Raw genomic sequence first — 12114 nt, forward strand, 5'->3', positions numbered from 1 at the left:
GCCCAGCAGCTCACCCGCGCCGGTCACTCGGTGACGGTGTTCGAGCGGGAGGACCGCATCGGCGGCCTGCTGCGGTACGGCATCCCGGAGTTCAAGATGGAGAAGCGCCACATCGACCGGCGGCTCGAGCAGATGGAGGCCGAGGGCACCCGGTTCCGCGCGAGCGTGAACGTCGGCGTCGACATCACCGCCGACGAACTGCGCGCCGAATTCGATGCGGTGGTGCTGGCCGGCGGCGCAACGGCATGGCGCGACCTGCCGATCCCGGGCTGCGACCTGGACGGAATCCATCAGGCGATGGAGTACCTGCCGTGGTCAAACCGGGTGCAGCAGGGCGATCCGGTGCTCGGTGAGGATGGGGAGCCGCCGATCACCGCGAAGGGCAAGAAGGTGATCATCATCGGCGGCGGCGACACCGGCGCCGACTGCCTGGGCACCGTGCACCGCCAGGGGGCGGTCAGCGTCCATCAGTTCGAGATCATGTCGCGCCCGCCGGACACCCGAGCCGACTCCACCCCGTGGCCGGTCTACCCGCTGATGTTCCGGGTGTCCGGCGCCCACGAGGAGGGCGGCGAGCGGGTGTATTCGGTGAACACCGAGGAATTCACCGGTCGCGACGGGCGGGTCACCGGGCTGCGCGGACACGAGGTCAAGATGGCCGGCGGCAGGTTCGAGAAGCTCGAGGGCACCGACTTCGAGATGGAGGCCGACCTGGTGCTGCTGGCGATGGGCTTCGTCGGCCCCGAGCGGGAGGGCCTGCTCACCGACCTGGGCGTCGAAATCACCGATCGTGGCAATGTCGCCCGCGACGACGACTTCGCCACCTCGGTGCCCGGCGTATACGTTGCCGGCGACATGGGCCGGGGCCAGTCGCTGATCGTCTGGGCGATCGCCGAAGGGCGGGCCGCCGCCGCCGGGGTGGATCGCCTTTTGATGGGCAAAACTGCGCTACCTGCCCCGATCAAACCCACCGCGGTACCGCAGCGCTAGAGCGGGCCGGCCACCCGGCGTGTCTGCGCCGGTTCGCACCCGGTCGAGTCAAGACTGGTTCCGCTTTGCCTGCCACTCGCTACCGCCGCACCAGAACCCCATCCGCCGGGTCCGCATTGGACCGGCGGCACTTCCTGGTGGCGCTCTCCGTGGTCACCCTCGGCGCCATCGGGTTGTCGCGGTGTAGCACCGGCGGGCAATCGCAGTCCGCACAACCGGCACAGGTCGCCGCCGAACAAACCCCAAGGATCTTGCCGCCGCCCCCACGTGAGGCACGCGTTCCGCTACCCGGCGGCGGTGTGCTCACCAGCCTGCCCGGTGACGGTGATCTGCTGGCGCTGACCGTCGATGACGGCGTGAGCAGTGATGTGGTGCGGCTCTACACCCAGTTCGCCAAGGACACGGGTGTGCGGCTGACGTACTTCGTCAACGGCATCTACCGGTCGTGGACCGAAAACCGGGACATGTTGCGCCCCTTGGTCGACGACGGCCAAATCCAGCTGGGCAACCACACCTGGTCTCATCCCGATCTGACGAAGCTGCCGCTGACCCATGTGGCAGAAGAGCTCCGAAGAAACCACGGCTTCCTCTGGAAGACCTACGGCATCGATGCGCGGCCGTACTACCGGCCGCCGTATGGACAACACAATGCGCACGTCGACAAGCTGTCCGCCGAGCTCGGTTACACCGCGGGCACGCTGTGGTCGGGCTCGCTGGAGGACCACGTCGTGATCCCGGAGCGGGAGATCTTCAACGCGGCCAACAAGAACTTCACCCCGCAGGCCATCGTGATCGGGCATCTGAACCACCTGCCGGTCACCCATGTCTATGGCCAACTCGTCGAGATCATCCGCGCGCGCGAACTGCGCACCGTCACGCTCAACGACGTCTTCCTCAAGCCGTGACGGCCGCGTTGGTCCGAACGTGTTGTGCCAACATGTCCGGCGCACTTACCTGAGGAAAGTGCTTGCACATCAACGCGTCAACGCAGAGACCCGCCTGCGTCGCGAGTACGACGTTGTCGAGGAAGCTGCCCGCCGGAGACAGCCCGCCGATCGTCCACGTTATCGGCTTGCCTGCTAGGTCCGCGGATGAGTGTTCCACCAATACGCCGGGGGCGACATATCGTCGAACCCACGTCACATAGTTCGTGGCGAGCCGCGCGTGGAACTCGTCTCCCAGCGCTTCCCACGCTGCGGCGTCGTCGTTCATGACATATGCGAAGAGATACCGGCAGGTCTCGACAATGGTCGGATCATCTTGGGACGCAAGGTCGCCCAACAGTGTGGTTGCGCGGGTGTCTGCCACTTCATGGACGATTGCTTTCTGTACCAAAGCACCATGCCGGACGACGAGATCGAGCACGGCCATCCCTCCGGAGCTACAGCCGTAAAAGGTGGCCGGATGACAGCCCAACGATCGCACGAGCTCGGCAATCTGGTCGGCGAGTAGCGGCGCCGAGACAAAGTCGGGGCTTCGTACGGTACTTCTCGAGAAACCCGGCATATCGAAGGTCAGCACGGTGAACTGATCGGCGAGCGCGGCGGCCACCTTCTCGAACGATGAACAGTCGCCCTCCCCGGAGGGCACCAGCACGATGGGCGGCCCGTCACCGCGTTGTTCGCAGTACCAGTCGATGCCATCGGTGTGATGCTCGAACTGCCGAACGGTCATGGTGCCTCCCCCGTCCCGGGTGATCGTAATCGCTGGACAGGATGTGCTCGGTCAGTACGGCAAATGGTCCGAATCACCGGATCCCATTAGTCACTTCTGACTCAATAAAATCATCTGATGATTGCCCGGCGCGCCTAATTCTGTTTGCCAGTTGTCGGGTATCTAATGACTTCATGAGGGCACTGCGGTAACGTAAGGCCCTGGTTCAGCTATTGCTATACCGCAGGAGTTATCGACATGTACCTCAACCCGCTGTCACGTTCGCGCGTGAGTCGAATCGCCTGGTCATTCTTCCGCCACCCGGTAAGGTGCCGTGAGTTCCCGGCCAAGGCAGAGCGGCTGATCACCCCCGACGAGCTACTTCGGTACGGCGTATAGCAACTGTGGACCACGCTGGTTACGACGCGCCGCCGTCCTGTGATCCTGTCTTTGCCTAACCGTTATATTTTCGTTACCGTCACTCGACTTTGCTGCTGAGCCGCGGCGGCCTGCGATTGCTAATTGTCGCTCCGGCAACAACTTTCAGGACGCGGTCGTCAGCCCGGAGTCTTTGATCGTCTCGGCCAGCGGCTCCAGCACCGCGGGATCGTAGGGCGGCGGGAGGTACACGATCGCCAGGTCCAGTCCTTCCTTGCCCAGCGCACCGGCTTCGTCGATCACCTTGGCGTAGTCGCGATCCGGGTCCAGCCGGACGTGCGCGGACAGCATGATCTCCTTGGGGTCGCGCCCGATGTCAGCGCAGTGCGAGGCGAGCACGTCGCGCTTGCGCGCGAACTCCTCGGGCGGGCCGCCGACGAAGTTCCAGTGATCGGCATACCTCGCCGTGATGCGCAGTGTCCGCTTCTCGCCGCTGCCACCGATGCAGATCGGCGGATGGGGCTGCTGCGGACCCTTGGGCTCGTTGCGCGCATCCTTGAGCTGATAGAACTTGCCGTCGAAACTCGTTGTCTCGTGGCTCAATAGGCCGATGAGCACCTGGCAGGCCTCCTCGAACCGGTCGAAGCGCTCCTTGATCGAGCCCAGCTCGATGCCGTAGGCGCCCGACTCTTCCTCGTTCCAGCCCGCGCCGATGCCCAGGTCGAGCCGGCCGTCGGAGACGATGTCGAGCGCCGCGGCCATATTGGCCAGCACCGCCGGGTGGCGGTAGTGGATGCCGGTGACGAGCACGCCGACTCGCAGCCGCTTGGTGGCCTGCGCCAGTGCGGTCAGCGTGATCCAGCCCTCCAGGCAGGGGCCGGTGGAGTCGGAGAAGATCGGATAGAAGTGGTCGAAGGTCCAGCCGGACTCGTAGACGTCGATGTCGTCGGCCGCCTGCCAAAACGCCAGCATGTCGGCCCAGGTGGTGTTCTGCGGGGATGTCTTGAAAGCGAAGCGCACTGCATCGATCCTAGTCCCGCCAGGTCAGTCCGCTTCGCCGTACTCGTCGAACCAATAGGCGAGTTTGCCGCGGCGACTCACCGCGCGCAGCCTGCGTTCGGCTGCTGTGCGCGTCTTGGTGGTGGTGACGATCAGTACCTCGTCACCGGCCGCGATCCGCGTCTCGGGCTGGGGAACGAACGTGTGACCGTTCCGGATGATCAGAGTGATGACGCTGGGGTCGGGTAACCGCAGCTCGAGCACCGTGACTCCGTGCAACCGGGACGACGGCTGCACGGTCGTCGTCAACAGCTCGGCCTCCAACACGTCCAGCGGAGCCGCCTCCACCTGGATCTCGCGGGTGGCTTCCTTCGGAATCAGTCCCAACCGGTGGGCAAGTGCGGGCAGGGTGGGCCCCTGCACCAGGGTGAACACCACCACCAGGATGAACACGATGTTCAGCAGGCGCATGCTGTCGGGTACGCCTCCGACGATCGGAAACGTCGCCAACACGATCGGGACGGCACCCCGCAGACCGGCCCACGACACGAACGCCTGCTCGCGCCAGGGAATCCGGAATCCGGTGAGTGAAACGAAGACCGACAACGGCCGGGCGAGCAACAGCAGGACGAATCCGATGACGATCGCAGGCACCAATTCCTGACCGAGGTCGCTGGGGTCGACCAGCAGGCCAAGCAGGACGAACAAGCCGATCTGTGCCAGCCAACCGAGCCCTTCCGCGAACGACCGGGTGGCCGAGCGGTGAGGTAGTCCGGAATTGGCCAGAACAACCGCGGCCAGATACGCGGCGAGAAACCCGCTCGCGTGCGCGGAACCTGCCGCGGCGAATGCCACCATGCCGAGCCCGAAGGTCGCAAGAGGGTACAGACCGGATGCCGGAAGGGCGATGCGGCGCAGGGCGACTGAACCGAGAAATCCACAACCTAACCCGATCGCGGCGCCGACACCCAGCTCGTAGACCAACTCGCCGAGCGCGTGCACCGGGGACAGTTCCAGCGGCGTCACGCTGAACATCAGGACCAGGATGACGGCGGGGGCGTCGTTGAATCCGGACTCGGCCTCGAGCAGCCCCGCGACACGGCGCGGCAACGGCACGATGCGCAGCACCGAGAAAACGGCGGCGGCATCGGTCACGGAAACGACGGCGCCCAGGAGAAGTGCCAATTGCCATTCGATTCCGAGCAGCAGGTGTGCCCCCGCGGCGGTGACCACCATGCTGATTCCAATACCGAGGGTGGCCAGCATGCCCGCGGGTGCCAACACCCGCCGCACGTCGGCAAACCGCGTCGTCAGGCCGCCTTCGATGAGGATGACCGCCAACGCCACCGTGCCGAGGTGGTCGGCGAGCAGGTAATTGTCGAAATGCAGTCCCAGCCCGTCTTCGCCGACGATGACGCCGACGCCCAGGAACAGCAGCAGGCTGGGTAAGCCCACCCGGCTGGCCGCCCGGGTGGCGACGATGCTCGCCAGCAGCACGAGCCCACCGGCCAGCAGCACCAGATACAGCTGCTGCAAGGTCATTTCATCCCCGTTCGGAACCGCTGGGTGGATTGACGTGCAGTTAACCTTATTTCGTGTTCCGAGTCAGAAGGCGGTCCACCGAGGCGTCAAGCCGCGCTGACGAGCATCAGATGATGCGCGTCGGCATCGCCGGTGCCGGAGCGATCGGTCGGTCCGTCGCCCGGGAATTACTGGCCTATGGCCACAAGGTCCTGCTGATCGAGCACAACGTCCGTCACTACGAACCGCATACGGTTCCCAATGCCGAGTGGCTGCTGGCCGACGCGTGCGAGCTCGCCTCGCTCGAAGAAAGCGGACTGCAGATGTGTGACGTGGTGATCGCGGCGACCGGCGATGACAAGGTGAACCTCACGGCTGCCCTGTTGGCCAAGACCGAGTTCGGGGTGTCCAGGGTGGTGGCGCGGGTCAACGACGCGCGCAATGAGTGGCTGTTCAACGAGGCGTGGGGTGTCGATGTCGCGGTCTCTGCGCCACGAGCACTGGTTGCGGCCATCGAGGGCGCTATCGATATCGGCCACCTGGTGCGATTGATGGAACTCCGACAAGGCCAGGTGAGCTTGGCCAAACTGAAACTGCCCGCGGACGATCCATTGGTCGGGAAGCGCGTGCGCGACCTACCGCTGCCGGAGAACACCGCGCTGGCCATCGTGATTCGTGACAGCGGGATCATTCTCCCGAAACCGGATGACGTGTTCGAGGCGGACGACGAGATGTTGTTCTTCGCCGGCGGTGCCGACGAGGACCAGGTCCGGGCTCTTGTTCACGGTGCCACGAGGCGGCTTCGCGATCGGACGCGATGAATTGCGGTCGTCGCGCCGGTCAGTACACACATGATCGACTTGACTGCGGCCTGCCAGCGCACCGCCGACGTGCTGACGAACGTGACCGACGAACAGCTCAATACCCCGACGCCGTGCGAGAAGATGCGTGTGAATGAGCTGGTGGCGCATGTCGGCGGCCTGGCACTCGCGTTCACCGCCGCGGCGCGCAAGGACTTCGGGCCGTTGACCGATACACCTCCAAAGGAGGGTGCGCAGCCGCTGGATAACGACTGGCGCACCGCATACCCGGCGCGTCTGGCAGAGCTCGCGAGTGCATGGCATGACCCGGATGCGTGGCAGGGCATGACCCGCGCGGGCGGTGTCGACTTCCCCGGCGAGTTCGGCGGGGTGATCGCGTTGACCGAGGTGGTGGTCCACGGCTGGGACGTGGCGGCCGCGACCGGACAGGATTACGACATCGACACCGCAACCGCCGACACAGTGTTGCCGCACGTGAGCGCGATCGCCGCCGAGGGTCCCACTGAAGGCCTGTTCGGGCCGGCCGTGCCGATCCCCGACGATGCGCCGGTGCTGGACCGGATCATCGCACTGAGCGGTCGGGATCCCGCTTGGCGGGCGCCCTGACCGGGCACACTGGAGCCATGGATCCGGTCGTCGCGCTGCGCCAGATCGCCTACTACAAGGATCGGGCCCGCGAAGAGCCCCGACGGGTGATGGCCTACCGCAACGCCGCCGATATCGTGGAAGGGCTGAGCGAGGCCGAACGAGAACGCCACGGCACCGCCAACAGCTGGCAGTCATTGCCCGGTATCGGACCCAAGACGGCAAAGGTCCTCGCCCAGGCATGGGCGGGCCGCGAGCCCGATGCGCTCGTCGAATTACGTTCGGCGGCGCAGGATCTCGGTGGCGGGGAGATCAGGGCAGCGCTGCGCGGTGACCTGCATGTGCATTCCAATTGGTCCGACGGATCGGCGCCGATCGAGGAGATGATGCTCACCGCACGGGAGTTGGGCCACGAGTACTGTGCGCTGACCGACCATTCGCCGCGGCTGACGATCGCCAACGGGCTGTCGCCCGAGCGGCTGCGCAAGCAACTGGATGTGATCGACGAGCTGCGGGAGACGGTGGCGCCGTTGCGGATCCTGACCGGCATCGAGGTCGACATCCTCGAGGACGGATCGCTGGATCAGGAGCCCGAGCTGCTCGAGCGGCTCGATGTGGTGGTGGCCAGCGTGCATTCCAAGCTGGCCATGGATGCCCCGGCGATGACGCGCCGGATGACCAAGGCGGTGGAGAACGGCCACGCCGACGTGCTGGGGCACTGCACCGGCCGGTTGGTCACCGGTGGCAGGGGTATCCGTCCGGAGTCGAAGTTCGATGCCGAGAAGGTGTTCACCGCCTGCCTCGACCATGACACCGCGGTCGAGATCAACTCGCGGCCCGAGCGCCGCGACCCGCCGACCCGGCTGCTGAACCTGGCTCTGGAGATCGGCTGCCTGTTCTCCATCGACACCGACTCGCACGCTCCCGGCCAGCTGGAGTTCCTCGGCTACGGCGCCCAACGCGCAATGGACGCAAAAGTGCCGGTGGAACGGATCGTCAATACCTGGCCCGCCGAGAAGCTCTTGGATTGGACGGCGTCCTAGTCGGGCAGGTGCGGCATCTCCAGGCCGGGATCGCGGCCCAGCAGCACCCCGCGGGTGAGCGCGGTATTGCCGTACCGCTGGCGCACCCGGTCAACAGCGTCGTCCAGGGCGACAGTGTCGGCGTGTTCCTCAAACGGCAGTTCCAGCTGCTGGGCGCCGTCGCGATCGATGTTGCACACCGCGAACCCGACCAGGGTGAGGCCCCGTTCGGCGGTGAGCGGTGCGGCCACTTCAACGAGGTTGCGGGCGACGTCGAGAATGACGTCCGTCGCCGCGGTCGCCCGCGCCATGGTGTGCGACCGGGTGGCCCTGCCAAAGTCGTCGAACCTCAGCCGCAGCACGACCGTGCGCCCGGTGCGGCCGGCCTTGCGCATCCGGCGGGTGATCCGGTCGATGAGATTCACCACCACGGCGTCGATTTCGGCCGCGGACATGGTGTTGCCAGCCCGTCCCAGCGCTCGCTGGGCGCCGACCGAACGGCGACGCACCCCGGTCACCACGCGGCGGCGGTCGATGTTGCGCGACAGCGCGAATAGTCGATAGCCCATCGCACCGCCGACCATGGCGGCGAGCGTGGACTCGCCGAGTTCGGCGACATCGGCCACCGTTTCGATGCCGTGCGCGTGCAGCTTCTCCGCGGTCTTCACGCCGACACCCCACAGCCGTCGCACCGGCAACGGATGCAGGAACGCCAACTCGCGATCGGGTGGCACCAGCAGCAGCCCGTCCGGCTTGGCCTCCTGACTGGCGACCTTGGCGAGGAACTTGGTGCGAGCGATGCCGACGGTGATCGGTAGGCCAACCCGGTCACGGACCTGCGCCCGCAGCCGCGCCGCGATCTCCACGGGGGTGCCCGACACCCGGCGCAAGCCCGACACGTCGAGGAAGGCCTCGTCGACCGACAACGGCTCGACGACCGGCGTGGTGTCGTGGAATACCTCGAACACGGCGTCGCTGGCCCGCGAGTACGCCGACATCCGCGGCGGAACGACGAGGGCGTGCGGGCAGAGCCGACGGGCCTGGCGCCCGCCCATCGCCGTGCGCACGCCGTAGGCCTTGGCTTCATAGCTCGCCGCCAGCACGACGCCGCCGCCGACGATCACCGGCCGTCCGCGCAGCGCGGGATCGTCACGCTGTTCGACGGATGCGTAGAACGAATCCAGGTCCGCGTGCAGGATGCTGGCCGAGCCCGACACGAACATATGTTCCCTAGGGTCGATCTGATCCTGTCCGCGATGTAGAGGACGAGGGTCGTCCGCTGGGATCTGTGACTGCACCACGGTCCTTACCTTGGGTGTCTTCGACGTAGGAGCTTTGATTTTGGGACCGAGCCGCCGCGGCCTTGAGCCGCGGCTGTAATCCCTTCAAGGAACTGTCTCATTGCCTGCCGACAACGTGTATTTCAAGCACACGCGTGGGGTGAGACGAGTTACGAGAGTCTCGAAAGTCAGTAGCGATTGGCCCCGGGGAAAGGGCTATGCGTGACATCCTGTGCGGGTGTCCGCAGGGGGACTGCCTTCGGGGGTGGTGACGTTCCTGTTCACCGATATTGAGGGCTCGACCCGTCGGTGGGAGTCAGACGCGGATGCGATGCGGGCGGCCCTTTTGGCCCATGACGCGGCGCTGCGCGACGCGATCGAGAAACACGAAGGCTTCCTATTCAGCCACACCGGCGATGGAGTGGCCGCCGCGTTCAACTCGCCGAAGTCCGCAGTCGATGCCGCGGTCGCTGCGCAGCGGGCACTTGAGTTGCCAGTGCGGATGGGACTCGCCACGGGCGAAGCCGAACTGCGCGACGGCGACTATTTCGGCACTGTGCTCAACCGGGCTGCACGGGTGATGGCCGCCGGGCACGGTGGACAGGTCCTGGTCGCCGGCTCGACAGCCGGGCTGCTGAGCGGGGTTGACCTGCTGGATCTGGGGCCGCGGCGGTTACGTGACCTGCCGAACCCGATCACGGTTTTTCAGCTGCAAGCGCCGGGCTTGGAGACGGAGTTTCCGCCATTGCGGGGAATCGAGTCGAATCCGGGGAACCTGCGGCCCGCAATGACAAGTTTGATCGGGCGCGACACCGAGGTCTCCGATATCCACGCGGCATTGCATGCCCATCGGTTGGTGACCTTGACCGGCGTCGGCGGGGTGGGCAAGACCCGCCTTGCGCTGGAAGTCGCCGCGGAGGTGGCCGACGAATTCGTCGACGGGGTGTGGGTTTTCGAGCTGGCTGCCGTCGCCGATCCTGCAGCGGTACCCGACGCGGTCGCGGCGGTGTTGGGCATCACTCAACAAGCGCGCAAAAGCGTCAGCGAGTCTGTGGCGTCGGCCTTGGAGGGCCGGTCACGGCTGTTGGTGTTCGACAACTGTGAGCACGTCGTGGACAGCGCCGCCGCTCTCATCGAGGCCATCCTCGCTGCCTCGGCGACGGTGAAAGTGTTGGCAACGAGTCGTGAGGGAATCGGTGTGGCTGACGAGCAATTGTGGCGGGTGCCGTCGCTGGACGTCGACGCGGCCACGGAGTTGTTTGTCGATCGGGCTCAGAGCGTCGTTTCGGGTGCCTCGGCTGATGAGACGGCCGCCGTGGAGGATGTGTGTCGTCGCCTCGACGGAATCCCGTTGGCGATCGAGTTGGCAGCGTCGCGGATGGCGTCAATGACGGCGACCGAGGTTCGCGATCGTCTCGATGACCGCTTCAAACTCCTGGTGGGGCCACGACGCGGATTGGAGCGCCACCAGACGCTGCGCCAAGCGGTGGCGTGGTCCTATGACCTCCTCGATGACACCGAAAAGTCGTTGTTGGCACGGTGTTCGGTGTTCGCCGGCGGATTCGACCTCCAAAGCGCCTGCGCGGTAGCCGGATCCGACGACACCGACGATTACGCCGTCCTCAATCTGCTGGACGCCCTGTTGCGCAAGTCGCTACTGGTCGCCGACCGGTCGGCGGGGCGGACCCGATACTCGATGCTGGAGACCATCCGCCAGTTCACCGAGGAACAACTCGTCGGCCGCGGCGAGACAGACACTGTTCGGGCAGCGCATGCCCGCTATTTCGCCGGGCGCGAAGCCGACATCCTCGCCGTGTGGGACAGCCCGCGACAGCGGGATGCCTATGACTGGTTCACCGTCGAGCTGGCCAACCTGCGCACCGCATTTCGGTGGGCTGCCGACCAGCGCGATCTGGATGTCGCCGCCCCAATCGCGACCTACGCAGCATGGTTCGGCTTTCTGACTGAGAGTTACGAACCGATCGCGTGGGCCGAAGAGCTCATCGAGCCGGCACGCGCCATCGACCACCCCCGGCTCACGGCCCTGTATGTGGTGGCATCGAATTCCTACATGGCCGGGCGGATCGATCTGGGTGTTCGCTACACCGAGGCCGCCGAGACGGCGATCAGCGATGGAACCGACCACGTCCCGCACTTCGCCGAAGGCATCGTCGGCAGTGCCTACGTTGGCGTCGGCCAGCCGGAACGGTGGATTCGGTGTTGTCGTGGTCAGCTCTCGCGCGGGGATACCCATGCGTACGTCACGGCGAACCTCATCATCGCTCTGTCGATTACAGGCTCAGATGACGACGCAATGGCGGCCGCGAACGGTCTGATCGACGCCGCCGAGGCAACCGGCAACCCCGTTGTGCTTTCTTGGGCGCATGGCGCCTGGGGCATGGCCGTCCATGACACCGATCCCGTCCGCTCGCTCGCTGCCCTGCGCCGGAGCGTGGTGATCGCTCAAGACAGCGGCAACCGCGCCGCGCGTTCAGTCATTGCGGGCTTACTGTGCCGCGTCGAGGCCGAACACGGTGACCCACTTGCAGCCTTTGATTACTTCACCGCGGCGATCGGCAACTATCACGACTCGGGCAACACCTACATGATTCCGCAGCCGCTGTTGTTTCTTGCCGCGCTTTTCGACCGGCTCGGACGATACGAGCCGGCGGCCACCATCGCCGGGTTCGCCGTCACAAGCCCGCTTGGTGCCCTTCCTTTCTTCGCAGAGTTCGGCACCGCGGTCGCTCACCTGCGCGATGTCCTCGGCGACCAGACCTACGAATCGCTAGCCCGCGAGGGGAAGTCGATGACCGTCGCCGCCATGGCGAACTACGCATACGACCAAATCGACCAGGTCCGAGC

At 65.8% G+C, this 12114-nt stretch carries 10 protein-coding genes; 6 read left to right on the forward strand and 4 right to left on the reverse strand.

The genetic code is table 11. The features are described from left to right. Together gltD and ACRDU5_RS23515 are read left to right on the forward strand one after the other, a co-directional pair. A partial coding sequence (gene gltD, locus ACRDU5_RS23510; RefSeq protein ID WP_526617394.1) for a glutamate synthase small subunit occupies positions 1-990 on the forward strand: 990 nt, incomplete at its 5' end. 137 nt (positions 991-1127) lie between these two features. Further along, positions 1128-1895, forward strand: coding sequence for a polysaccharide deacetylase family protein (locus tag ACRDU5_RS23515; RefSeq protein ID WP_526617395.1), 768 nt, complete (start codon positions 1128-1130; stop codon positions 1893-1895). Here the strand turns inward: ACRDU5_RS23515 and ACRDU5_RS23520 are convergent. The 3 genes from ACRDU5_RS23520 to ACRDU5_RS23530 form a co-directional block, all read right to left on the reverse strand. Beyond that, a complete protein-coding gene (locus ACRDU5_RS23520; protein WP_526617396.1) occupies positions 1885-2664 on the reverse strand; it encodes an alpha/beta fold hydrolase in 780 nt (259 codons plus the stop codon). The genes ACRDU5_RS23515 and ACRDU5_RS23520 overlap by 11 nt on opposite strands. A 522-nt stretch (positions 2665-3186) precedes the next feature. Beyond that, complete coding sequence (locus ACRDU5_RS23525) at positions 3187-4041, reverse strand: LLM class F420-dependent oxidoreductase (protein ID WP_526617397.1); 855 nt, start codon at positions 4039-4041, stop codon at positions 3187-3189. Positions 4042-4065: 24 nt separating this feature from the next. After that, positions 4066-5562, reverse strand: coding sequence for a potassium/proton antiporter (locus ACRDU5_RS23530; protein ID WP_526617398.1), 1497 nt, complete (start codon positions 5560-5562; stop codon positions 4066-4068). Positions 5563-5615: 53 nt separating this feature from the next. On the opposite strand from ACRDU5_RS23530, the gene ACRDU5_RS23535 reads away from it, so the two are divergent. From ACRDU5_RS23535 to ACRDU5_RS23545, 3 genes are read left to right on the forward strand one after another with little or no spacing between them, the layout of a single operon-like run. Next, positions 5616-6362, forward strand: coding sequence for a potassium channel family protein (locus ACRDU5_RS23535; RefSeq protein WP_526617399.1), 747 nt, complete (start codon positions 5616-5618; stop codon positions 6360-6362). A 30-nt stretch (positions 6363-6392) separates the two neighbouring features. Further along, a complete protein-coding gene (locus ACRDU5_RS23540) occupies positions 6393-6968 on the forward strand; it encodes a TIGR03086 family metal-binding protein (protein ID WP_526617400.1) in 576 nt (191 codons plus the stop codon). Between the two features lie 17 nt (positions 6969-6985). Further along, positions 6986-7990, forward strand: coding sequence for a PHP domain-containing protein (locus ACRDU5_RS23545; protein WP_526617401.1), 1005 nt, complete (start codon positions 6986-6988; stop codon positions 7988-7990). Here the strand turns inward: ACRDU5_RS23545 and dinB are convergent. Further along, a complete protein-coding gene (gene dinB, locus ACRDU5_RS23550; protein ID WP_526617402.1) occupies positions 7987-9192 on the reverse strand; it encodes a DNA polymerase IV in 1206 nt (401 codons plus the stop codon). The two genes, ACRDU5_RS23545 and dinB, sit on opposite strands and share 4 nt — an antisense overlap. A gap of 289 nt (positions 9193-9481) precedes the next feature. On the opposite strand from dinB, the gene ACRDU5_RS23555 reads away from it, so the two are divergent. Continuing rightward, positions 9482-12114 (forward strand): winged helix-turn-helix domain-containing protein (locus tag ACRDU5_RS23555; protein ID WP_526617403.1); only part of this gene is annotated, 2633 nt, incomplete at its 3' end.

Origin of the sequence: Mycobacterium sp., from assembly GCF_050701515.1 — a bacterium.
Taxonomy (GTDB): Bacteria; Actinomycetota; Actinomycetes; order Mycobacteriales; family Mycobacteriaceae; genus Mycobacterium.

Excerpts from the sequence above, each read along its gene's own strand:
- ACRDU5_RS23530 (WP_526617398.1), bottom strand. The coding sequence starts at position 5,562 with ATGACCTTGCAGCAGCTGTATCTGGTGCTGCTGGCCGGTGGGCTCGTG.
- ACRDU5_RS23545 (WP_526617401.1), top strand. The coding sequence starts at position 6,986 with ATGGATCCGGTCGTCGCGCTGCGCCAGATCGCCTACTACAAGGATCGG.
- ACRDU5_RS23520 (WP_526617396.1), bottom strand. The coding sequence starts at position 2,664 with ATGACCGTTCGGCAGTTCGAGCATCACACCGATGGCATCGACTGGTAC.
- dinB (WP_526617402.1), bottom strand. The coding sequence starts at position 9,192 with ATGTTCGTGTCGGGCTCGGCCAGCATCCTGCACGCGGACCTGGATTCG.
- ACRDU5_RS23540 (WP_526617400.1), top strand. The coding sequence starts at position 6,393 with ATGATCGACTTGACTGCGGCCTGCCAGCGCACCGCCGACGTGCTGACG.